The organism is Agrococcus baldri (assembly GCA_900114805.1).
Classification (GTDB): Bacteria; Actinomycetota; Actinomycetes; order Actinomycetales; family Microbacteriaceae; genus Agrococcus; species Agrococcus baldri.
In genome coordinates this window covers 192,024-212,900 of sequence record FOZN01000003.1, presented here as the reverse complement: position 1 = coordinate 212,900, position 20,877 = coordinate 192,024, and the positions used below count along the sequence as shown (strand labels likewise).

The 20,877-nt window shown below is 72.5% G+C and carries 22 protein-coding genes; 6 read left to right on the top strand and 16 right to left on the bottom strand.

Going from position 1 to position 20,877, the window contains the following annotated elements; genetic code table 11:
* The first annotated feature begins 30 nt into the window (after positions 1–30).
* The gene (locus BM288_RS09300; RefSeq protein WP_092918227.1) at positions 31–711 is read left to right on the top strand and encodes a permease prefix domain 1-containing protein; all 681 of its coding nucleotides are present in this window, start codon (positions 31–33) and stop codon (positions 709–711) included.
* Here the strand turns inward: BM288_RS09300 and BM288_RS09295 are convergent.
* The 5 genes from BM288_RS09295 to BM288_RS09275 are packed head-to-tail and all read right to left on the bottom strand — an operon-like array spanning position 680 to position 4,689.
* Positions 680–1,006: a helix-turn-helix transcriptional regulator gene (locus BM288_RS09295; RefSeq protein WP_092918225.1), complete on the bottom strand. Its 327-nt coding sequence runs from the start codon at positions 1,004–1,006 to the stop codon at positions 680–682. The genes BM288_RS09300 and BM288_RS09295 overlap by 32 nt on opposite strands.
* 50 nt (positions 1,007–1,056) lie before the next feature.
* On the bottom strand, positions 1,057–1,719 hold the full coding sequence (locus BM288_RS09290) for a DUF937 domain-containing protein (protein ID WP_092918223.1): 663 nt from the start codon (positions 1,717–1,719) through the stop codon (positions 1,057–1,059).
* Positions 1,720–1,772: 53 nt separating this feature from the next.
* Complete coding sequence (locus BM288_RS09285; RefSeq protein WP_092918221.1) at positions 1,773–2,546, bottom strand: fumarylacetoacetate hydrolase family protein; 774 nt, start codon at positions 2,544–2,546, stop codon at positions 1,773–1,775.
* Positions 2,546–3,634 (bottom strand): branched-chain amino acid aminotransferase, encoded by a 1,089-nt coding sequence (locus tag BM288_RS09280; RefSeq protein ID WP_092918219.1) that lies wholly within the window; start codon positions 3,632–3,634, stop codon positions 2,546–2,548. Before BM288_RS09280 ends, BM288_RS09285 begins: the two co-directional genes overlap by 1 nt.
* Positions 3,631–4,689 (bottom strand): 3-isopropylmalate dehydrogenase, encoded by a 1,059-nt coding sequence (locus BM288_RS09275; protein ID WP_092918217.1) that lies wholly within the window; start codon positions 4,687–4,689, stop codon positions 3,631–3,633. Before BM288_RS09275 ends, BM288_RS09280 begins: the two co-directional genes overlap by 4 nt.
* A 173-nt stretch (positions 4,690–4,862) precedes the next feature.
* Here BM288_RS09275 and BM288_RS09270 point away from each other — a divergent pair, with 173 nt between their 5' ends.
* The gene (locus BM288_RS09270) at positions 4,863–5,120 is read left to right on the top strand and encodes a DUF6458 family protein (RefSeq protein WP_092919032.1); all 258 of its coding nucleotides are present in this window, start codon (positions 4,863–4,865) and stop codon (positions 5,118–5,120) included.
* Between the two features lie 92 nt (positions 5,121–5,212).
* On the opposite strand, the gene BM288_RS09265 is transcribed toward BM288_RS09270, so the two are convergent.
* From BM288_RS09265 to BM288_RS09255, 3 genes are all read right to left on the bottom strand, one after another.
* A complete protein-coding gene (locus BM288_RS09265; protein ID WP_092918215.1) occupies positions 5,213–6,763 on the bottom strand; it encodes an APC family permease in 1,551 nt (516 codons plus the stop codon).
* Positions 6,764–6,790: 27 nt separating this feature from the next.
* Complete coding sequence (locus tag BM288_RS09260) at positions 6,791–8,152, bottom strand: flavin monoamine oxidase family protein (RefSeq protein WP_092918213.1); 1,362 nt, start codon at positions 8,150–8,152, stop codon at positions 6,791–6,793.
* 80 nt (positions 8,153–8,232) lie between these two features.
* Positions 8,233–8,856 carry a TetR family transcriptional regulator C-terminal domain-containing protein gene (locus BM288_RS09255; protein WP_092918211.1) on the bottom strand — a complete coding sequence of 208 codons (624 nt, stop codon included), beginning with the start codon at positions 8,854–8,856 and terminating at the stop codon, positions 8,233–8,235.
* 86 nt (positions 8,857–8,942) lie between these two features.
* Here BM288_RS09255 and BM288_RS09250 point away from each other — a divergent pair, with 86 nt between their 5' ends.
* Both BM288_RS09250 and BM288_RS09245 read left to right on the top strand, forming a co-directional pair.
* Positions 8,943–9,968, top strand: a complete 1,026-nt coding sequence (locus tag BM288_RS09250; RefSeq protein ID WP_092918209.1) for an agmatine deiminase family protein — start codon at positions 8,943–8,945, stop codon at positions 9,966–9,968.
* On the top strand, positions 9,965–11,887 hold the full coding sequence (locus BM288_RS09245) for an amidase (RefSeq protein WP_092918207.1): 1,923 nt from the start codon (positions 9,965–9,967) through the stop codon (positions 11,885–11,887). The genes BM288_RS09250 and BM288_RS09245 overlap by 4 nt, the downstream gene beginning before the upstream one ends.
* Before the next feature lie 20 nt (positions 11,888–11,907).
* Here the strand turns inward: BM288_RS09245 and BM288_RS09240 are convergent, their stop codons facing one another.
* Together BM288_RS09240 and BM288_RS09235 are read right to left on the bottom strand one after the other, a co-directional pair.
* On the bottom strand, positions 11,908–12,624 hold the full coding sequence (locus BM288_RS09240) for an alpha/beta hydrolase (protein ID WP_092918205.1): 717 nt from the start codon (positions 12,622–12,624) through the stop codon (positions 11,908–11,910).
* A 62-nt stretch (positions 12,625–12,686) separates the two neighbouring features.
* A complete protein-coding gene (locus BM288_RS09235) occupies positions 12,687–14,222 on the bottom strand; it encodes an MFS transporter (RefSeq protein ID WP_318255454.1) in 1,536 nt (511 codons plus the stop codon).
* 50 nt (positions 14,223–14,272) lie between these two features.
* Here BM288_RS09235 and BM288_RS09230 point away from each other — a divergent pair, with 50 nt between their 5' ends.
* On the top strand, positions 14,273–14,812 hold the full coding sequence (locus tag BM288_RS09230) for a TetR/AcrR family transcriptional regulator (protein ID WP_177220332.1): 540 nt from the start codon (positions 14,273–14,275) through the stop codon (positions 14,810–14,812).
* 3 nt (positions 14,813–14,815) lie between these two features.
* On the opposite strand, the gene serA is transcribed toward BM288_RS09230, so the two are convergent.
* Positions 14,816–16,408 carry a phosphoglycerate dehydrogenase gene (gene serA / locus BM288_RS09225; protein ID WP_092918201.1) on the bottom strand — a complete coding sequence of 531 codons (1,593 nt, stop codon included), beginning with the start codon at positions 16,406–16,408 and terminating at the stop codon, positions 14,816–14,818.
* Between the two features lie 182 nt (positions 16,409–16,590).
* Here serA and BM288_RS09220 point away from each other — a divergent pair, with 182 nt between their 5' ends.
* Positions 16,591–16,986, top strand: a complete 396-nt coding sequence (locus tag BM288_RS09220; RefSeq protein ID WP_318255453.1) for a DoxX family membrane protein — start codon at positions 16,591–16,593, stop codon at positions 16,984–16,986.
* Between the two features lie 24 nt (positions 16,987–17,010).
* On the opposite strand, the gene BM288_RS09215 is transcribed toward BM288_RS09220, so the two are convergent.
* From BM288_RS09215 to BM288_RS09195, 5 genes are all read right to left on the bottom strand, one after another.
* Positions 17,011–17,769 (bottom strand): VldE C-terminal domain-containing protein, encoded by a 759-nt coding sequence (locus tag BM288_RS09215; protein WP_318255452.1) that lies wholly within the window; start codon positions 17,767–17,769, stop codon positions 17,011–17,013.
* Positions 17,770–17,848: 79 nt separating this feature from the next.
* Positions 17,849–18,223: a hypothetical protein gene (locus BM288_RS09210; protein WP_143103076.1), complete on the bottom strand. Its 375-nt coding sequence runs from the start codon at positions 18,221–18,223 to the stop codon at positions 17,849–17,851.
* Positions 18,220–18,624: a hypothetical protein gene (locus BM288_RS09205; RefSeq protein ID WP_092918195.1), complete on the bottom strand. Its 405-nt coding sequence runs from the start codon at positions 18,622–18,624 to the stop codon at positions 18,220–18,222. Before BM288_RS09205 ends, BM288_RS09210 begins: the two co-directional genes overlap by 4 nt.
* 222 nt (positions 18,625–18,846) lie before the next feature.
* Positions 18,847–19,836, bottom strand: a complete 990-nt coding sequence (locus tag BM288_RS09200) for a DUF2332 domain-containing protein (RefSeq protein ID WP_092918193.1) — start codon at positions 19,834–19,836, stop codon at positions 18,847–18,849.
* A 45-nt stretch (positions 19,837–19,881) separates the two neighbouring features.
* The gene (locus BM288_RS09195; RefSeq protein ID WP_177220331.1) at positions 19,882–20,847 is read right to left on the bottom strand and encodes a TetR/AcrR family transcriptional regulator; all 966 of its coding nucleotides are present in this window, start codon (positions 20,845–20,847) and stop codon (positions 19,882–19,884) included.
* Between the last annotated feature and the right edge of the window lie 30 nt (positions 20,848–20,877).

Genomic DNA, 20,877 nt, shown 5'->3' with positions numbered 1-20,877 from the left:
CTCCATCCTAGGCGTGGGAGAATAGCGGGGATGCCCTCCCCCGATCCCGTCGCCCTGCTCGTCGGCCGCCTCGAGCGTGCCGTCGTGGCCACGGGCCGGCACCGCAGGGAGCTGGCGCGCGAGATCGAGGGCGACCTGCGTGAGGACGTCGCCGCGCGCGTGCGCGCCGGTGTGCCCGAGCGCGACGCCGCCGAGGCGGTCGTGGCCGAGTTCGGCGATCCGGGCGAGCTGGCCGTCGAGCTGTCGCTCGAGCTGCTCGCCGACCGCGGCAAGCGCTTCGCCTCGTTCGCGGCACTGGGCGCAGTCACGCTGCTGGTCGCCTGGTTCGCCGCCATGACGACGCTCGTGGGCATGCCCGGCTTCCGCGTGCCGGTCGAGGGCGGGTGGATGCTGCAGGTCTCGCGGGGTCTCGACGTCGCCGGCCCGCTGGTGGTCGGCGCCGCGGTCGTCGGCTGGCTCGCGATCCGGCGATCCGGCTCTCTCGCCGCGATCGTCGCCGTGGCGCTGCTGCAGCTGGGCTACGCGCTCGCGCTCGTGGTCGGCGCCGTCGCGATGGTGGGCGCCGTGACGGTGCCGGCCGCGGGCACGGCCGTGCTCGCCGCGCTGGTCGCGGTGACCCTGCTGCTGGGCACGGGGCTCATCGCCTCCGCCGCGGGGGTGCTGCTGCGCTGGGGCGCGGTCAGGCTCGAGCCGCTCCGAGCACGCGCGTGATGAGCGACGCGGTCGCCGCCCAGTCGCTCCGCTCGGTCTCGAGCGCCTTCGTGCCGGCGCTCGTCAGCCGGTAGACACGCTTCGACCGGCCGCTCGCCTGCCACTCCCCCTCGATGAGGCCGCGGCGCTCGAGCCGCTTGAGCGCCGGGTAGACGGTGCCGCTGGGGAAGTCGAGCACCCCGCTCGAGCGCTCGCGGATGCGCTCGACTGCACCGTAGCCGTGCACGGGGCCTTCGGCGAGCACGGCGAGCAGCATCGCGTCGACGTGGCCGCGGAGCGCATCGGGGGAAGCCATGCGGGCAGTCTAGCGGGAGGCTGCCTGCATATGCAGACAGCCTCCAACTGTCAGCGGCGGCCGCCGCCGAGCAGCCCGCCGAGGATGTCGCCGAGCGGCCCGAGCGGACCGCTGCCGCCCTGCTGGCTCGAGGAGCCGCCGCCCAGGATGCCGCCGAGCAGGTCGTCGAGGCCGAAGCCGCCGCCCTGCTCCGGTTGCTGGCCCTGCGGCGTCTGCTGGGGCGTGGGCACCTGCTGCTGCGAGCCGGGTGAGCCCTGCCCGAAGGGCGAGTCGAAGCCGCCGCCGGCCTCCGGCTGCTGCGGAGCGTGCTGCTGACCGCCGCCCTGGCCGAAGAACTTGTTGGCGATCCAGGCGATGACGATCGGCGCCACGATCGGCAGGATCTTCTTGATGATCCCGCCCAGCGCCGAGCCTCCCCCGGCCGCACGGGCGATCTGCTCGGTGTTGTCGCCGAAGATGTTGTGCACGATCTTCTCGCCGTCGGCGGTGTCGACGTCGCCCGCCAGTCGCTCGTCGAGGTGACCCTGGTGGCCGCCGAGCGCGCCCATCAGCGACTGTGCGCCAGCGGGGTCGTGGGCATTGGCCTGCATGCCGCCGACGAGCGCGGGCACGATCGCCTCGATCGCCTGTCGCGCTTCGGCTTCATCGACACCGGCCTGCTGTGCGATCTGCTGCACGGGCATCTGGCCGATCAGCTGCTGGATCTCCGACATGACTCCTCCTCGAGTCCCGCGGCGACCGACGCCGCCGATGCCAGCGATGCTACTCAGACGGCCTGCTGGGCCACCACAGGGTTGCGCAGGGTGCCGATGCCGGGGATCTCGACCTCGACGGTCTGACCAGCCCGCAGCGGGCCGACACCGTCCGGCGTGCCCATCAGCACGACGTCGCCGGGCAGCAGGGTCATGGATGCGGTGATCCAGCTGAGCACGGTCGGTGCGTCGAAGATCCAGTCGGTCGAGGGACCGTCCTGCTTGACCTCGCCGTCCAGGCGCGTGATGACCCGCAGGTCGTCCCAATCCGGCTCGGTCTCGATCGCCGGGCCGAGCGGGCAGAAGGTGTCGAAGCCCTTCGCGCGCGCCCACTGGGGTTCGCGGCGCTGCAGGTCGCGCGCCGTGACGTCGTTGGCGACGGTCACCCCGAAGACTGCGCCGAGCGCGTTCTCCGGCGTGAGCCTGCGGGCGACGCGGCCGATGACGAGCGCCACCTCGCCCTCGAAGTGCACGTCCTCGGATTCCGGCGGCAGCACGATGGCATCGCCTGGGCCGACCACCGAGGTGTTCGGCTTCAGGAACACGAGCGGCTCGGTGGGCACGTCGTTGCCCATCTCGGCGGCGTGCTTGGCGTAGTTGCGCCCCACCGCGACCACCTTCGAGCGCGGGATGACCGGCGCCAGCAGTCGCACGTCGCTGAGCGCCAGGCGCTGACCGGTGGTGTCGAAGCCCGTGGCGAGCGGGTCGCCGACGAGCTCGACGAGCGCATCCTCGTCGACGACGCCGTAGCCGATGCGGTCGCCCTGCAGGAACCGGGTGACGCGCATCAGCGTGCCTCGGTGAGCTGCACCATCCAGCCGTGCGGGTCCTCCGCCCGGCCGTACTGCAGGTCGGTGAGCTGTGCGCGCAGGGCGGTCGCGACGGGGCCGGCCGGCGCATCCGGGTCGCCGATGACCTCGTCGGTGCTCTTCAGCGCCGCGATGGGCGTGAGCACCGCCGCGGTGCCGCAGGCGAACGCCTCGGTGATCGAGCCGTCGGCGACGCCGTCGCGCCATTCGGCGAGCGTGACGGGCCGGCGCTCCACCCTGTGGCCGGCGTCCTCAGCCAGCTGCAGCAGCGAGTTGCGGGTGACGCCGTCGAGTATCGAGTCCGAGTCGGGAGTGATGAGGGTGCCATCGGACTTGACCAGCACGACGTTCATGCCGCCGAGCTCCTCGAGGTCGGTGCCCTCCTCGTTGAGGAACAGCACCTGCGCGCAGCCCTGCGCGACGGCGAGCTGCGTCGGCAGCAGGCTGGCGGCGTAGTTGCCGCCGCACTTGGCGGCGCCGGTGCCGCCCTTGCCGGCGCGGTTGTACTCGCGCGAGAGCCAGATGGAGACGGGCTTGACGCCGCCGGCGAAGTAGGGGCCGGCCGGGCTGGCGATCACCATGAAGCGCACGGTCTGCGCCGCGCGCACGCCCAGGAAGACCTCGTTCGCGATCATGAACGGTCGCAGGTAGAGCGAATTCTCGCCGCCGCTGGGCACCCACGCCTCATCGACCTCGACGAGCTGCCGCACCGCCTCGAGGAAGTCCTGCTCGGGCAGCTGCGGCAGCGCCAGCCTGGCCGCCGAGCGCTGCATGCGCTGCGCGTTCTGGTCGGGCCGGAAGGTCCAGACCGAGCCGTCGGCGCGACGGTAGGCCTTCATGCCCTCGAAGATCTCCTGGCCGTAGTGCAGCACGGCCGAGGCCGGGTCCATCTGCAGCGGGCCGTAGGGCTCGACGCGCGCGTTCTGCCAGCCGCCCTCCGCCGTCCAGTCGATCGAGACCATGTGGTCGGTGAAGTGGCGGCCGAAGCCGGGCTCGTCGAGCACGCCCTGGCGGACGTCGTCGGCCGCCGGCTGCTCGTTGCGGGTGAGCGCGAACTCGAGAGTCATGCTTGCTCCTTGGAAGCGGTGATGCGATCGACGATGGCGTCGCCGACCTGACTGGTGGTGCGGCGGGATCCGTCGCGCGCGTCGACGTCGCCGTCGACGGCGTCCCTGATCCGCTGGCCGGCGTCGGGGTGTCCGGAGTGCTCGAGCAGCAGCGCGGCGGAGATGATCGCGGCGGTCGGGTCGGCGATGCCGCGGCCGGCGATGTCGGGCGCAGAGCCGTGCACCGGCTCGTACATGCTGGGGAACTCGCCGGACGGGTTGAGGTTGCCGGATGCGGCGAGCCCGATGCCGCCGCCCACGGCGCCAGCCAGGTCGGTGAGGATGTCGCCGAAGAGGTTGTCGGTGACGATCACGTCGAAGCGACTGGGCTGCTCGACCAGGAAGATGGTGGCGGCGTCGACGTGCAGGTAGTCGACCGCGACGTCCGGATGCTGCTGGCCGACCTCAGCGACGATGCGCTGCCACAGGCCGCCCGCGTGCACCAGCACGTTCTTCTTGTGCACGAGCGTGAGGCGCTTGCTGCGCTGCTCGGCGAGCTCGAAGGCGAAGCGCACGACGCGCTCGACGCCGAAGGCGGTGTTGACGCTCGTCTCGTTGGCGATCTCGTGCTCGGTGCCGGTGCGCAACGAGCCGCCGTTGCCGACGTAGGGGCCCTCGGTGCCCTCGCGCACGACGACGAAGTCGATCGCGCCGGGCTCGCGGAGCGGGCTGGTGACCTTGGGATGCAGCTTGGTGGGGCGCAGGTTGACGTGGTGGTCGAACGCGAAGCGTAGGCGCAGCAGCAGGCCGCGCTCGATGATGCCGCCTGCCAGGCGCGCATCCGCGGGGTCGCCGCCGACGGCGCCGAGCAGGATCGCGTCGTGCTGCCTGAGGCTCGCCAGCGTCTCGTCGCTCAGGATCTCGCCGGTGTCGAGGTAGTGCGCTGCACCGAGGCTGTACTCGGTCTCGACGAGCTCGACGCCGTCGAGCGCGGCGCGCATGGCCTTCCGTGCCTCGAGCGTCACCTCGGGCCCGATGCCGTCTCCTGCGATGACCGCGAGGCGCAGCTGCTCCACACTTCCTCCTCCTGGTGCGCCAGCGCACCCGTCGACCGGCGGCGCCGCACCCGCACGGACCGCGGGTTCCAGCCTAGCGGCGAGCACGATGCCATCGACGCGTCCAGGATCACGGGGTACATTCGCACCAGAGTCGGCCTGGTCCCTGGCCGTCCCGACGAATGGAGAGCACCTTGAGCATCGGCTTCGGCATCTTCCTGATGGCCGTCGGCGCGATCGTCGCGTGGGCAGTGCCAGCACTGTGGCAGGTCGATGGCGCCAACTGGGCGCTGATCGGCTACATCCTCCTGGGCGCGGGCGCGCTCATCACCCTCATCGGCATCATCATGGCCGCCAGTCGCGGCCGCACCTCGCAGGTCTCCCGGTCGACCGTCGACCCGGATTCCGGCACGCGCATCGAGCGCACCGAGCGCCGCGACGACGTCGTCTGAGCGCAGCGCGGAGGGCGCCGATCCGAAGACGGGTCGGCGCCCTCCGCCGTGCCGGGACCTCGCCGAGGCAGGGAGCTCCCGGCTGGCGGCCGCTACTGGATGAACTGCGCCTTCGTGTCGAGCCCGCCCTTGCTGTAGCCGCGGGGCAGGATCTCACCCCGGAAGAAGGCGGGCTCCCGCACGCGCATGACGAGCATGAGCACGACGCCCAGCAGCAGCATCCCGACCCCCAGGATGCCGACCAGGCCCACGCCCCCGATCTCGGAGCCCGAGCCGTAGGCCGGATCGAAGCTGTCGACGAGCGTCTGCACGAACAGCGCCATGAGCACCACACCGCCGATGAGCGGGGCGAAGAACTGCGTGAACGCGGTGCGCGCCGAGCCGAAGGCGTTCTTGCGGAAGTACCAGACAGCACTCAGCGCGGTGAGGCCGTAGTAGAAGCACACCATCATGCCGAGCGCCGTGATGGTGTCCCACAGCACGTTCTCGCTGATGAACCGCATGACTGCGTAGAAGGTGCTCGCCACGACGGCGGAGGCGATGGTGCCGAACACGGGGGTGAGGAAGCGCGGGTGTACCGATGCGAAGCGCTTCGGCACCGCGCCGTAGTGACCCATCGCCAGCAGTGTGCGGGCGGGGGAGATCGCCGTCGACTGCAATGAGGCCGCCGACGACGAGAGCACCGCGAGCGAGATGAGCCAGCCGAGCGGGCCCATGATCGGATTCGACAGGTGGAAGAGCACGTTGTCCTGGATGTCGGGATTGCCGAGTCCCAGGCCGCTCTCACCGTTGCCGGCGAACGACAGCAGCGCGATCGCCAGCAGCAGGTAGAGGCCGAGGACGATCAGGATCGTGATGGCGGCGGCACGGCCGGGCGTGCGCTTGGGGTCCTTCGCCTCCTCGTTCATGGTGAGAACGACGTCCCAGCCCCAGAAGATGAAGATCGACAGGGACAGGCCGGCGACGACGGCGCTCAGCGAGGGCGCGTCGAAGACGTTGAACCACGAGAGCTCGATGGGCGTGTGGTCGATCGCGCCGCCGCCGTTCGCCTGCACGAGCGCCGCGATGCCGAAGCCGACAAGCACCAGCACCTGGAAGGCGACGAGGACGGCCTGCAGCTTCTGCGCCGTGGTGATGTCGCGGCAGGAGACCCAGGTGGCGATCGCCATGAACGCGAGGCACGTGGCGACGTTGATGAACGGGTTCGCCGCGAGCTCGGCGATGGCGGCGTCGCCGGTGAGCTGCGCGATGAGCAGGTAGAGGAAGTCGACGGCGATGCCCGCGAGATTCGAGAGCACGAGCACCGTGGCGATCACGAGCCCCCAGCCGGTCATCCAGCCGAGGTAGGGGCCGAACGCGCGGGTGCCCCAGGTGAACGAGGTGCCGGCGTCGGGGATGGCCTGATTCAGCTCGCGATAGCCGAAGGCGACCAGCAGCATCGGGATGAAGCCGATGAGGATGATCGCGGGCACCTGCAGGCCGACCGCGCTGACGGTCGGGCCGATGGCGGCCGTGAAGGTGTAAGCCGGCGCAATGGTCGAGACGCCGATCACGACGGCGCCCAGCACCGTCACGGTGCCCTTCGAGAGGCCCTTGGGTGAGATGCCGGTATCGGGATCGCTGGTGGTGGCGGTGGTGGTCATCGTTGACTCCTGGGTTCGTGCTGTGGATCAGACGGGCAGCTGCTCGAGCACCTCGTCGGCGGCCGCCCAGCCGCGGCGGATCGCGCCGTCGACGTGCTGGTAGCCGGCCGCCGCGATGTCGCTGCAGGCCCAGTGGATGACGCCCTCTGGCTGCGTCTGCAGCGCGCCGTAGCGGGAGAGGCCGCCGAGGTCGAAGCTCGCGGCGTAGGCGCCGCGCGTCCACTCCTCCGAGCCCCAGTCCGAGAGGTAGAAGACCTCCGGCTCGAGCGCCTGCGGCCCGAAGTAGGCCGCGAGGCTTTCGAGGATCTGCGCGCGCTGCGCATCCTCGCCCAGGCCGAACGACGCATCCGCCTCGAGGTCGGAGATGAAGCCCACCAGCGTGCCCTTGGGGTCGTCGTGGTTCGTGTTGTCGTAGACCTCGGAGATGGTCTCGAAGGGGGCGAAGACGGTGCCGGAGAGGCCGTCCTCGCGCCAGAAGGGCGTGGCGTAGACGGCGTGCACCTTGATGACGAGGCCGAGCGAGACATGCTGGTGCGCCTGGTGCCGCATGCGCGGCAGCGGCGGCTGGAAGTCGATGCGGGAGTAGAGGTTGGGCGGCACGGCGACGATCGCTCGCTTCGCGTGCACCACGACGTCGCCGTCGGCGTAGGCGGTGACACCGTCGTCGCCGCGCTCGAGGCGACGCACGGGGGCGCCGAGCGTCACGGCATCGCCGAGCTCTGCCGCGAGCCGCTCGGAGACCTGCTGCATGCCGCCGACGACGCGGCGGTCGAGGATGAATCCCTCGTCGACGAGGTGCTCGAAGCCGCCGGCCGACGCGGCCATCAGCAGCGCCTGCAGCAGGCTGATCGAGTGCGCGGGCTTCGTGAGCATCGCCTCGGCGACGTAGAGCGAGACGATGTCGGTCGCGGTCTCGTCGTCGGACTGGCCGCGCAGCCACTCGCGCCACGAGATGGCGTCGTACTCCGCCGCGCTCGGGTGGGCCCACGGTGCGTCCGCGCCGACCTCCAGGCTCATGCCGTGGACGAGCGCGACGAGCCGCTCGATCTCGGCCTCGGTCTGCTCGCCGGCCGGGAAGAGCTCGCCGGTGTAGCGGTGGGTCGTGCCGGCACGGTCGACGTAGAGGCTCTCGCCGTCTCGGTAGCGCAGGTAGGTCTCCAGCCCGAGCTCTTCGAGCGTCTGCAGCAGCGCGGTCTGGTCGGGCGAGACCCACTGCCCGCCGATCTCGAGCATCGCACCGTCGATCTCGCGCGTCCAGGTGCGGCCGCCGACGCGGTCGCGCGCCTCCAGCACGTGCACGCTCCTGCCGGCCCTGGCCAGCCGCGTCGCGGCGCTCAGGCCCGCAGCCCCGGCTCCGATGACGACGACGTCCACGCTGTGCTCCGCCATGGTGTGCGCTCCTCCGCCTCAGGACGACGGACCGACGCGCCATCGCTGACGACGACTATCGCACACTATTGGGCGAACGATCAATAGCCGCGGAGGGCCACTTCCTCCGGCGAGATCCGGAGCAGGCCGGCGACCGTGCGCACGACGGTGCCGAGCGTCTCCGCCTCGTACCCGGCCCAGACGGCGGCCTGGGCACTGAGCCCGTCGGTCGCACCCACCACGAAACGCGCCAGCGCCAGCGGGTCGGGGGCATGGAGCGCCGCTGCACGATGACCGTCCTCGAGCACCCCTGCGACGAATGCCTCCCACGCGCGCGCCTCCTCCGTCAGCACCGCTGCGAGGTCGTCGTTGCGGCGCGAGAGGCTCCAGCCGTCGACCCAGACGAGCGCCACGTCGCGCCGGTAGTCGCCGATCAGCTCACGCAGCAGCACCAGCACCCGGTCGACGTCCGCGCCGGCGGCCTCGACCTCGCCGCGCACCTGCACGAGCTCCTCGCGCGCGATGTCTCGGAAGATCTCGGCGACCAGCAGCTCCATGCGGTCGACGTAGTGCGTGACGAGCCCGGGCACGATGCCCACCCGCTCGGCGACCGCGCGCTGCGTCACCGCGCTCAGCCCGCGCTCGAGCGCGATCGCGCGCGCCGCAGCGCGGATCTCGTCGCGGCGGACGGCAGGGCTCTTCCGGATGCGCTTGCGCTCGGTCATTGCGTCCTCACGGGCTCCACAGTATTGTCTCTCCCTACCGACTTATTGATCATTTGGTCAATATCTACGATGACGTGGGAGCAGCGATGGCCTGGACGATGCCGGCAGAGGGCACCGAGCACGAGCGGCTGTGGATGGCGTTCCCCCACGGCGAGAACGCCGGCGACGACGCCGCCGGCGTGGCCGCGGCGCACGATGCTTGGGCCGCGGTCGCGAACGCGGCGAGCGAGTTCGAACCCGTCACGGTGGTGGTCGATCCGGCCGAGCGTGACGCCGCCCGGCGCCTGCTCGCGGGCTCCATCACCATCCTCGAAGCGCCGCTCGACGATGCGTGGATGCGCGACATCGGCCCGTCCTTCGTGCTCGACGAGCAGGGCAGGCTGGGCGCCGTCGACTGGGTCTTCAACGGCTGGGGCGGCCAGGACTGGGCGAGCTGGGAGCACGACGGCCAGATCGGCAGGGTCGTGGCGGAGACCGCGGGCGCCGAGCGCATCCCCTCCTCGCTCGTCAACGAGGGCGGAGCGATCCACGTCGACGGGCAGGGCACGGTGCTGCTCACCGAGACGGTGCAGCGGGACCCGGGTCGCAACCCCGGCATCACCCGCGAGGCCGTCGAAGCCGAGCTCGCCCGCACGATCGGCGCGATGCATCCCATCTGGATCCCGCGCGGTCTCACCCGCGACTACGAGCGCTACGGCACGCGCGGGCATGTCGACATGGTCGCGACGCTCGTGGGCGACGGCCGCGTGCTCGTGCACCAGCAGGGCTCAACCGAGCACCCCGATCACGACGTGACGCGCGAGATCGCCCGGCTGCTCGCCGAGCAGAGCGACGCGACAGGCCGCGCGCTCGAGGTCATCCCGCTCGCGGCTCCCGCCGCGCTGCGCGACGACGAGGGCTGGGTCGACTGGTCGTACGTCAATCATGTGCTCGTGAACGAGGGCATCATCGCCTGCGGCTTCGACGACCCGGCCGCCGACGCCGCCGCGCGCGAGACGCTCGAGGCGGCCTACCCCGGTCGCCGCGCCGTCACCGTCGACGCCCGCGAGATCTTCGCCCGTGGCGGCGGCATCCACTGCATCACGCAGCAGCAGCCGAAGGCCACCCGGTGAGCACGCCGCAGCTGCACGAGGCCAGCGTCGGGACCCTGCGCGCGGCCCTCGACGCGGGCGAGACCACCGCGACCGAGCTCGCGGCGCTGACGCTCGCGCGCATCGGGAGGTTCGACGCGGCGGGGCCGCGGCTGAACGCCGTGCCGGTGCTCGCATCCGACATCTTCGACGCCGCGCGCGCCGCTGACGAGCGCATCCGCGCGGGTCGGCCCGCGAGCGCGCTCGACGGCATCCCCTACACCGCCAAGGAGAGCTACTCGGTGCGCGGCATGACGGTCTCGGCCGGGAGCCCCGCGTTCGAGCACCTCGTCGCCGGCGAGGACGCCTTCGCCATCGAGCGCATGCGGGCGGCGGGCGCCGTGCTCATCGGCCTGACGACCATGCCCCCGATGGCCAACGGCGGCATGCAGCGCGGCGTGCACGGCCGGGCCGAGAGCCCCTACAACGGCGACTTCCTCACCAGCGCCATCGGCTCCGGCTCGTCCAACGGCTCCGGATCGGCCACCGGCGCCTCGATCGGCGTCATCGGGTTGGGCGAGGAGACGTGGTCGTCGGGCAGGGCGCCGGCGAGCTGCAACGCGCTCGTCGCCTACACGCCCTCGCGCGGCGTGATCTCGATGCGCGGCAACTGGCCGCTCGTGCCGACGATGGATGTCGCGGTGCCGCACGCGCGGTCGATGGCCGATCTGCTGGCCGCGCTCGACGTGCTCGTGCAGCCCGACCGCCGCACCGACGGCGACTTCTGGCGCGAGCAGGCCTGGCTGCCGGTGCCGCCGGTCGACAAGGTGCGCCCGAGCCGCTTCGCCGGCCTCGAGCCCGCCTCGCTCGCCGGCCTCACGCTCGCCGTGCCCCGCATGTACATCGGCGCCGACGTCGGCATCCGATCCCCCATCGCCACGCGCGAGAGCGTGCTGGCTCTGTGGCGGGCGATGGCGGACGACCTGCGCGCGGCCGGCGCCACGGTCATCGAGACCGACCTGCCGCTGGTGTCGAACTACGAGGGCGACCGCGAGGGGGCGCCCGAGATCGTGACCCGTGGCCTCGTGCCGGAGCGCTTCCTGCGCAGCGAGCTGGTGGAGCTGACGGTCTGGGGCTGGGACGGCTTCCTGCGCCGCAACGGCGACCCGGCGCTGCAGCGGCTGGCGGAGGTCGACGGCGAGCGCATCTTCCCCCACCCGCCCGGCGCGCTCAGCGACCGCTACGACGAGCGCCCGCCGGCGCTCGAGCTGGCGGCCGAGGTCGACCTGGCGTCGCTGCCCGCGATGCCGGTGCCCAGGCTCGAGGACATCCCCGCGATGGCCGAGGGGCTCGCGGGGCTTGAGCGCACGCGCGAGCGCGACTGGGACGACTGGCTCGCCGAGCACGGCATCGATGCGGTCGTCATGCCGACGGTTGCCGACGTCGGGCCCGCCGATGCCGACACTGAGCCGGCCTCGGCGAGACTCGCCTGGCGCAACGGCACGTGGGTGGCGAACGGCAACCTCGTCTGGCGGCACTTCGGCATCCCGACTGTCACCGTCCCGATGGGCACGATGGCCGACACCGGCATGCCGGTGGGGCTCACGATCGCGGGCAGGCCGCACGAGGACGAGCGCGTGCTGCGGCTGGCGCTCGCGATCGAGGCGCTGCGGCCGCGGCGCACGACGCCCGCGCGGACGCCGCCGCTGGCCGCGACCGATTGGCTCGCGCTGCCGATCCGCTCCGAGGCGCCGCAGCTGACGCTTGCGGTCGAGCGCACCGGCGACGCGCTCGTGGTGCGCGGCAGTGCGCGCGGCGACGCGATCGCCGTCTGGATCGACGGCGTCCAGGCCGAGATCGAGACCGAGGCGGATGCGTTCACCGCACGTGGGCAGGGCACGCTCGTCGTCGCGCTCGTGCGCGCCCAGGTCGGTGACGCGGGCGCGTTCGGGCGGGCCTGACCCGCGCAGCGCCGCGAGCCTCAGCCGCGCGCTGCCTCATCGATGAGCGCCGCGAGCTCGGCCGGCTTCGACCACATCGGCCAGTGCCCGGTGGGCAGGTCGACCATCGTGAGCGCCCGCTGCTCGAGCACGCCCTGCAGGAAGGGCACGCCCTGCTCGGCGTACGAGCGGTAGTCGGCTGCGGAGTACGCCGTGCAGATGATGGTTGCGGGCACGTCGAGCCGTCGGTCGTCGGCGAGGCTCACCGCGTCGCGCACGGTGCCGGCCGGCTGCGGCACGGCCCGGCGACGGAACTCCTCGAGCTGCGCGTCGGTGAGATCGCGCATCGAGCCGGCCTCGAGCTCCTCCTCCCAGTTGGCCTCGAGCGGCAGCGCGTCCCCCTCGAACGAGGCGTCCATCGCGGCGCCGTCGACCACCGGCGCGGTGTCGACCCAGACGGAACGGGCGATGCCATCGACGTTGCGGTCGATCGCGATCGTCGCCGGGAACGCGGCGCCGCTGTGCGCGACGAGCACCACCGGACCGTCGCCGATCGCGGCCTCGATCGCGGCGGCGTGAGCCTCGAGCGAGACGCCGCTCGGGTCGGAGCCGGGCTCGAGCCCCGGGAGGGTGAGCGCGGTGACCTCGTGGCCGAGGCTGCGGAGCCTCGCGGCGACGTCGTCCCAGGCCCATGCGCCCAGCCAGAAGCCGGGCACGAGGATGATGCGGGCAGCGTCGTTCTCGGTGGGAGTGGTCATGTGGGCGACGCTAGCCGCGGGCGCCCACACGCGCCATCGTTGGGGCGCTCGCTCGACGGCGTTCAGTCGCCGGTGCCGCGAAGCGAGCGCCACGCGACGACCATTGCCAGCAGCATGAGCACCGCGCCTGAGATGCTGGTGGCGATCACGCCGTGGTCGAAGGCGATGCGGGCCGCCTCGAGCAGCCGCTCCCCCGCCGGTCCCGCGCCGTCGGTCACCGCGACCGCGCCGCCGAGCGTCTCGCGCGCCGCCTGCGCCATCGCGGCGTCCGTGCCGGCCGGCACGACGAGCGTCGCGCGGTAGACGGCCGTCAGCAGGCCGCCGAGCAGCGTCGTGCCCAGCACGGCGCCGAACTCGTACGCGGTCTCGGAGAGGGCGGATGCGGCACCGGCCTTCGCGGGCGGCACGGCGGAGAGGATGAGGTCGTTCGAGATCGTCTCGGCGGCGCCGATGCCGAGGCCCAGCAGGGCGAACGACACGGCGATGCCCAGGACGCTGACGTTCTCCCCCAGCACCGCGAGCATGCCGTAGGCGGCGAGCGAGGAGCCGAGCGCGACGACCACGGCGACCCCCGGGTCGACCGAGCGCACCACCCGCACGACCAGCAGGCCGGCGAGGATCATCGCCACCACCCCCGGCACCAGCACGAGCGCCGCGTCGAGCACCGGCATCCCCTCGACGAGCTGCAGGTGCTGCGTGACGAAGAACAGGAAGCCGGTGAGCGCGACCACGCTCAGCAGGTTGACCAGCAGGGCGCCGCTGAACTGCGGCACGCGGAACAGCCCGACGTCGAGCATCGGGGACGCGACCCGACGCATCCGTCGCACGAACAGCCAGCCCGCCAGGCCTGCCAGCAGCACCAGGCCGATGCCGAGCGGGTCGGCGCCCGCTGCCGCGAGCTCCTTGATGCCGGCGGCGAGACCGCCCAGCGCGAGCATCGACAGCACGATGCCGATCGGGTCGATGGGGCCGGGCGCGGGGTCGCGCGACTCGTCGACCAGCAGCGGCGCGAGCACCAGCAGCGGCACCAGCACGGGCACCGCGATCAGGAAGATGGCGCCCCAGTGGAAGTGCGCCAGCAGCACGCCGCCGACGATCGGCCCGGCGGCGGAACCCACGGAGAACGCCGTCGCCCAGATCGCCACGGCCAGCCGCCGCTGTCGGCGATCGAGGAAGATCGAGCGCAGCAAGGCGAGGGTGGAGGGCATCAGGGTGGCGCCGAAGAAGCCGATCGCGGCGCGCGCGGCGATGAGCAGCTCTGCCGTCGGGGCGAATGCTGCGAGCGCCGAGAAGGCGGCGAAGCCGGTCGCGCCGATCAGCAGCAGCCGGCGCCGCCCGATGCGGTCGCCGAGGTTGCCCATGGCGACCAGCAGCGTCGCCAGCACGAGCGAGTAGGCGTCGATGATCCAGAGCTGCTGGGCGGCGCTGGGCTGCAGCGCGATCGCGATCTCCGGCAGCGCGAAGTTGAGCGCGGTGATGTCGATCGAGACGAGCAGCACCGGCAGCATCAGCACCGCGAGGGCGCCCCAGGCGCGTGCGCCGGCGCGCGGGGGTGCAGTCGCCGCAGCGATGCCGTCAGTCGTGTCCTCGTTCGTCACCCGAATACTGTACCGTCTGGACGGTTTGTTGTCGAGGTAGGATGCCAGGCATGAGCAAGGCGGACGACACCCGAGAGCGGATCCTGGACGCGTTCGAGCAGCTGGTGGTGGACTTCGGTGAGCGCGCCGGCACGATCGCGGCGACCGCTGATGCCGCAGGCGTCTCGAAGGGCGGCCTGCTCTATCACTTCGGCTCCAAGGGCGCGCTCGTCGACGGGCTCGCCGAGCGCCTCGACCGCTTCGGCGAGCGGGAGGAGCAGCGCCTCTCCCCCATGGCCGATGCCGTCACCGTCTTCCTGCGCGAGTCGCTCGCGGCCGAGGACCCCATCGATCGCACGCTCGTGGCGCTGCTGAAGCTCGGGCAGCTCGACGAGCACGCCGCCGCGCGCGACGCCCTCGAGCGGCTCGACGAGCACTACCTCGCCGCGCTCACGACCAGCCTCGGCGACCGCGACCTCGCGCTGCTGGTCGTGCGGCTGAGTGACGGCATCTACCTGCGCTCGGTCATCGGCGGCGCCGGTTCGCTGCCGCCCGACTCGGTCGAGCAGGTGATCGTGCGGCTGCAGTCGCTGCTCGCCCCGACCGGCTGACGGCTAGAACTCGCGGATCTCGATCTGCCGGATCGCCTTCGCCTCGATCGCGCTGCCGAGCGCCTCGACCAGCTCGTCGGGCGCGGACTGGTCGATGGTGACGATCGAGAGCGCCTCACCGCCGGCCTCGGTGCGGGCGATCTGCATGCCGGCGATGTTGATGCCGGCCTCGCCGAAGAGGGTGCCGTAGGTCGCGACGACACCGGGGCGGTCGACGTACTGCATGACGATGAAGTGCTGCGCCAGCGGCACCTCGACCGACTGGCCGTTGACGCCGACGATCTTCTCGATCTGCTTCGGTCCGGTCAGCGTGCCCTCGACGGTCACGCGGCGGCCCTCGCTCGTGGCGACCACGATCTCGATGACGTTGCGGTACTCGTCGCTGCGCTCGTCGGCGGTCAGCTCGCTCGTCACGCCGCGCGACTCGGCGAGCACCGGCGCGTTCACGAAGGTCACCTGCTCGCTCACGATCGACGAGAAGAAGCCCTTGAGGGCCGCGAGCCTCAGCACCTTGACGTCGTAGGCGGCGAGCTCGCCGTGCACCGCGACGTCCACGGCCTCGACCGGGCCGCCCGCGAGGCCGGCTGCGAACTGTCCGAGCCGCTCGGCCAGCGGGATCCCGGGGCGCACGTACTCGTCGATCACGCCGCCCGCGACGTTCACCGCATCCGGCACCAGGTCACCCGCGAGCGCCAGCCGCACCGAGCGGGCGACGGCGACGCCGGCCTTCTCCTGCGCCTCATCGGTGGAGGCGCCCAGGTGCGGCGTCACCTGGATGTTCGGGGCCGAGGTGAGCGCGTCGTCCTTCGGCGGCTCGTTCACGAACACGTCGATGCCGGCGCCCGCGATCTGCCCGGAGCGCAGCGCCTCGGCGAGCGCGGCCTCGTCGATGATGCCGCCGCGCGACGCGTTGACGATGCGCAGGGTCGGCTTCGCGAGCGCGAACTGCTCGGCGCCGATCAGGCCGACGGTCTCGGGCGTGCGCGGGATGTGGATGGTGACGAAGTCGCTCTCGGCCATCAGCTCGTCGAGCGAGCGCAGCTCGACGCCCAGCTGGGCGGCGCGCGCGGGGCTCACGAAAGGATCGAAGGCGATCAGCTTGGTGCCGAAGGCCGCGAGGCGCTCGGCCACCAGCACGCCGATGCGGCCGAGGCCCACGATGCCGACCGTCTTCTCGTACAGCTCGACGCCCGTGTACGCCGAGCGCTTCCACTCGCCCGCCTTGAGCGACGCATCCGCCGCCGGGATGTGCCGGGCGAGGCCCAGCAGGTGCGCGATGGCCAGCTCGGCCGCCGAGACGATGTTCGAGGTCGGCGCGTTGACGACCATGACGCCGGCCTTCGTCGCGGCCGGGATCTCGACGTTGTCGAGGCCCACGCCGGCGCGGGCGACGACCCGCAGCTTCGGCGCGTGCGAGAGCGCCTCGGCGTCGATCTTCGTGGCGCTGCGCACGAGCACGGCGGATGCGTCCGCGAGCGCCGCGAAGAGCGCGGGCCGGTCGGTGCCGTCCACGTTGCGCACATCGAAGTCGGGGCCGAGGGCATCGACGGTGGCGGCCGAGAGCTCCTCGGCGATCAGGACGACGGGCTTGGACATGCGGGACTCCTCGGGAGGTGTGGGCAGGCAGCACGTCGTCGTGCCAGGCCTCCAGCGTACCGACCGGCGTGTGCGCCGCCGTTCCCGCGCGTCTCGGGGCGCAACTTTGTGGGGTGCATCGCGGCCGACCGTGACGAGCGGCCTGGCGCGAGCCGGTCCGTGGATGCGGGAGAATGGTCGCGATGGACGCCTTCGCAATCGTGCAGCTCGTGCTGCGCATCATCCTCGCCGCTGTCTTCATCGGCATGGGGGTCACGCACTTCCTCCCCCGCGTGCGCCGCACCATGGCGGCGATGATCCCGGCCGGGCTCGCCGGCCCCGAGCGCACGCGCGCGATGCCGCTCGTGACCATCTCGGGCGTCGCGGAGATCCTCGGCGGCATCGGGCTGCTGGCGCCCTGGTGGGGTGTGCGCTTCGCCGCCGGGCTCGCGCTCATCGCGCTGCTGGTCGCGGTGTTCCCGGCGAACGCCGAGGCCGCGAAGGACCCGAAGCGCTTCGGCGCCGTCGCCATGCCGCTCGTGCCGCGCGCGATCGGGCAGGTCGCGCTCGGCGCGCTGCTGCTCGTCGCCGTGATCTGACCGCTCCGGCAGCGTCCGCCGTCCTCAGCCTGTCCCTCCGCGCAGCACATCGACGTGCACGTGGTCGAGGTGGCGCAGGATCTCATTGCCCGGGTCGGGCGCCCGGTACTGCCGCCACTGCCCGTCCGGGCGGTGAACGCTCCAAACCCGGTCGTCGAAGATGACGTACTGCACCTCCAGCTCGTCGGCGTGAGCGACGAGCCAGTGGGCGAGCAGCCAGCCCTGCCGCCGATGCTCCTCGGTCACCGGGCGGAAGAAGATGTCGATGGCCCGGCCCTCGTAGTGCGTCGACCCCGGCATGTGGCCGTGGTCGACCCCGCCCGGGGCGAACCCGCCCAGGCGCTGCTCGCCGAACACAGCCGTCATCTCGTCCAGCAGCCGCTCCGCTCGCGGTGTCAGCCCGCTCGCTGCCGGCTGCTGCTCGGCCAGTTCGTCGGCGGGCGTGCCCCGGCAGGCCAGGCTCGCGCCGGCGTCGCCGGGCGCGCCCTCGGCGAGCCGCTGCAGCGCGGCCCCGTCGATGTCTGAGGTGTCGGGCGCCCCCTGCCCGCGCGCATGCAGCGCGACCGCAGTGGTGGCACGTTGAGCCTGAGCGCGGTCGAGCCCCACCTCGCCGTGCGCCGTCTCGACCGTGCACGGCGACACCCTCGGCAGCGGGCCGCCCCATTCCCGCAGCGCGTTCGGCAGACCCTGCCCGAACAGGCCGGACCCGAGCAGCAGCGCCACCACCACCAGCGCCGCGACCAGCGCACCGAGCAGCGCGGTGCCCGCGATCGGCCGAGACACCCGGCGCCGCCGGTGTGCCCTCTCGCCGATCCCCATCGCAGATGCAGACGTCCCGCGCGGGCGATGCATTCCGGCGACGCTATCCGCCCAGCGCGGTCAGAGCGATCTGCCGCGCGAGCTGCTCGGCGAGCAGGCTCAGCTGCGCGCTCACGCCGAGCGCGACCAGCAGCACGCCCGCCTTCGGCACCAGCCGCATCCGCCGCCCGACCCAGAGCGCCGCCGCGAACAGCAGCACCGGCAGCGCGATGCCGGCGTAGAGCAGCCACCACGGGGTCGCGCCCTCGATGGCGTTGCCGAGGTAGAGCAGCGGGAGCTGCTGCAGGTTGGCGACCGCCTCGACGGTGTCGTAGCCGAAGGCGAGCGCGAACAGCAGCGCGACGATCCAGCTGTCGCCGGGGCGCTCCTCGCGCGGCTCGCGCGCCGCGGCGGTCGTCATGCCATCACCGGCGCTCACGCCAGCACCCCGGCGACGAGCGGCCACGGCGCGGTCACGACGAGCCCGGCGAGCCACCACAGCGCCCGGCGCGGCAGCGGTGCGACACGGTCGACGACGAACCACCACAGCAGCGGCGTCAGCACCGCCAGCAGCTCGCCCAGTTGATACATCGCGAGCGCGACGAGGCTCGGCTGCTGCACGGGGTTCGCGACCAGGATGACGACCCAGCCGGCGGTCGCGGCGACCGCGAGCACCAGCATCAGCCAGCCGAGCGGGCCGCGGTGCCGCGCTTCGCGCACCACGGGGGCGGATGCGCCTGGCTCGGCAGCGCCGTCGGCCTCGTCCGCTGCATCGACGACGGACAGGCGATCGAGCTCGTCGTCGCCCTCCCAGTGGAGGGCATCCTCGTCGCGGTTCATCGGATCGAGTTTACCCGCGCTGGCCGCGGTGCCCCGCCCACCTCGCACGCCTCCCTCGCCTGCCCGCTCGCGCCGGAGCCCGCCTCGCCGCGCCGATGCACTGTCGCGAAACGAGGATGGAACGCGGAGTGTGCTGCGAGAGGAGGAAGCATCGTCCTCTGCTCGCAACATCTCCTCTGCTCGCGACACCGCAGTCGGGCCATGTGCCGCTCGCGGGGGCCGCTAGCGAGGGATGTCGTCGAGCCAGGTGATGGCGGCGCCGTGCGGATCGGTGATCGCGAGCGGCTGCGCGTCGCGCCGCAGCACGAAGTCGGCCGGCTGCGCCCATGGCGCGGGCGGGCCGATCTCGAGCGTCGCGCCCTCGTTCGCGACCCAGGTCACCGGCAGCTCCCCCATCAGGTCGGCGAAGGCGGCCCGGTCGAAGGCGGAGACATACGCGAGCACCGCCGAGTGCCACACGACCACCGTGGGCGCGTGCCGCGCCGCCTCCTCGACCACCGCGCGCGTGTCGACGGTCAGGTCGCCGCGCCGCACGTGCGCCGGCTCCCGCCGGGCGATCGCGATGGCGGTGCGCACCCGGTCGACGCGTGCGCCGTCGACGCCACCCGACGCATCCGGCCACACGAGCGCCTCGAGCCACGCCTTCGTGTCGGGCTCGTCGGGATCGAGCGGCTGCAGGTCGAGGCCGCCGCGCCAGGCGATCTGCGGCAGCCGCTCGGGCAGCGGCGTCGACGGCGAGGCGACGGTCTCCAGCAGCGGCAGCGACGCGTCGCCGACGTACTTGCCGGCGCCGAAGCGGTAGCGCCAGCGATCCGGGTAGAGGCACAGGCCGGCGGAGGCGCCCACCTCGACCAGCGCGATCGGCCCCCGCAGGTGCGCGATCGCGGGCAGCAGCGTGGCCATGCGGCGCGCCTCGTTGGTCTGCGTCATGCGGGCGAGCATGGTCGAGCGGATGCGGCTCCAGCTGCCGGCGAGCATGTCGCGCACATCGCTCCACGGCTGCAGCGGCACCCCCTCGAAGCGGGCGGCGGCGAAGAGCAGGTTCGCTTGCCGCTTGATCGGCTCGAGCTCGGCGATCGCCGCGCACAGCACCGGGTCGGCGGCGACGCCGCGCGCCCATTCGGCGTAGCGCGGCGAGCGGTCGCCGGCCTCCATCTGCGCCCAGCGCAGGTAAGCATCGCTGACCTTCTTGTCGTCACTCACGCTCTCCACCCGCCCCAGCCTGCCACTTCGGGGCTGGGGCGAGCCTCGACCGGCTCAGCCGCGCTCGGCGCGCGCGGCGGCCTTGGCGAGCTCCTTCGCGCTGTCGCGGCGCTTCCGCAGCGCCGCCTCCTCCTTGTAGAGGACCTTGACCCGCTGCTCCGCGGCCTTGCGCGCGGCGACGCCGGCGGCGAGCTCCACCTCGGCGCGCTCGTGCTGCTCGGCCGGGGTCTCGGGTGCGGGCCGCGGATGCTCCTGCGGCACGGCCTCGCGCGACTCGAAGACGGCCGCGATGCCAGCCATCCAGACCTGGAACCCGATGGCGAAGTCCTCCTCGGTCACCTCGGCCGAGGCTCCGGACTCGCCGGGGTACTCGCCGAAGTACGCCCCGCTGTCGATCAGCGGCTGCAGCGCAGGCAGCGACGCCGGCGTGGCCACCTCGCGGATCAGAGCCTTCGTGGCCGCGCTCACCTCGGCGCCCTCATGCGCGATGTCGCGCTGGATGCCGGCCATGCCGCGCAGGAACGTGGACAGCGACATGAGCAGCGCGAGCCGCTCGCCGTCGGTCGCGGGCAGGTCCCTGAACGTGCGCAGCATCGCGTCCGCGAGCCGCATCTGCGAGGGCATCAGCAGCGCCTCCATGCTGATCGGGATGTCGAGCACCCATGGATGCGCGCCATAGGCCTCGAACAGCCAGCCCATCCACGCGCCGAGACCCTCGCGCCAGTCGCCGGTCACCGCGGGCGGAGCGAGGTCGGCGAAAGCCGCGTCGAGCATGAGCTGATGCAGGTCGTCCTTCGTGGCGACGTAGCGGTAGATCGCCATGGTGGTGTAGCCGAACGACTGCGCCACCCGCTGCATCGTGACCGCCGGCAGGCCCTCCGCATCGGCGATCTCGATCGCGGTCTCGACGATGCGCTCATGGCTCAGCTCGCGCTTGGGGCCGCGCTGCGGCGCGGCCGCCACGCCCCAGGCGAGCGCCACGACGCGCGACACGTCCTCCGATGCCATCTGCTCTCCCATCTCCTGGCCCACGGTATGCCAAGCATACTG

What these genes read in the sequence shown, in the direction of transcription:
- BM288_RS09300 (WP_092918227.1), top strand. Translation starts at nt 31, where the DNA reads ATGCCCTCCCCCGATCCCGTCGCCCTGCTCGTCGGCCGCCTCGAGCGT.
- BM288_RS09295 (WP_092918225.1), bottom strand. Translation starts at nt 1,006, where the DNA reads ATGGCTTCCCCCGATGCGCTCCGCGGCCACGTCGACGCGATGCTGCTC.
- BM288_RS09290 (WP_092918223.1), bottom strand. Translation starts at nt 1,719, where the DNA reads ATGTCGGAGATCCAGCAGCTGATCGGCCAGATGCCCGTGCAGCAGATC.
- BM288_RS09285 (WP_092918221.1), bottom strand. Translation starts at nt 2,546, where the DNA reads ATGCGCGTCACCCGGTTCCTGCAGGGCGACCGCATCGGCTACGGCGTC.
- BM288_RS09280 (WP_092918219.1), bottom strand. Translation starts at nt 3,634, where the DNA reads ATGACTCTCGAGTTCGCGCTCACCCGCAACGAGCAGCCGGCGGCCGAC.
- BM288_RS09265 (WP_092918215.1), bottom strand. Translation starts at nt 6,763, where the DNA reads ATGACCACCACCGCCACCACCAGCGATCCCGATACCGGCATCTCACCC.
- BM288_RS09260 (WP_092918213.1), bottom strand. Translation starts at nt 8,152, where the DNA reads ATGGCGGAGCACAGCGTGGACGTCGTCGTCATCGGAGCCGGGGCTGCG.
- BM288_RS09255 (WP_092918211.1), bottom strand. Translation starts at nt 8,856, where the DNA reads ATGACCGAGCGCAAGCGCATCCGGAAGAGCCCTGCCGTCCGCCGCGAC.
- BM288_RS09250 (WP_092918209.1), top strand. Translation starts at nt 8,943, where the DNA reads ATGGCCTGGACGATGCCGGCAGAGGGCACCGAGCACGAGCGGCTGTGG.
- BM288_RS09240 (WP_092918205.1), bottom strand. Translation starts at nt 12,624, where the DNA reads ATGACCACTCCCACCGAGAACGACGCTGCCCGCATCATCCTCGTGCCC.
- BM288_RS09230 (WP_177220332.1), top strand. Translation starts at nt 14,273, where the DNA reads ATGAGCAAGGCGGACGACACCCGAGAGCGGATCCTGGACGCGTTCGAG.
- serA (WP_092918201.1), bottom strand. Translation starts at nt 16,408, where the DNA reads ATGTCCAAGCCCGTCGTCCTGATCGCCGAGGAGCTCTCGGCCGCCACC.
- BM288_RS09220 (WP_318255453.1), top strand. Translation starts at nt 16,591, where the DNA reads ATGGACGCCTTCGCAATCGTGCAGCTCGTGCTGCGCATCATCCTCGCC.
- BM288_RS09205 (WP_092918195.1), bottom strand. Translation starts at nt 18,624, where the DNA reads ATGAACCGCGACGAGGATGCCCTCCACTGGGAGGGCGACGACGAGCTC.
- BM288_RS09195 (WP_177220331.1), bottom strand. Translation starts at nt 20,847, where the DNA reads ATGGGAGAGCAGATGGCATCGGAGGACGTGTCGCGCGTCGTGGCGCTC.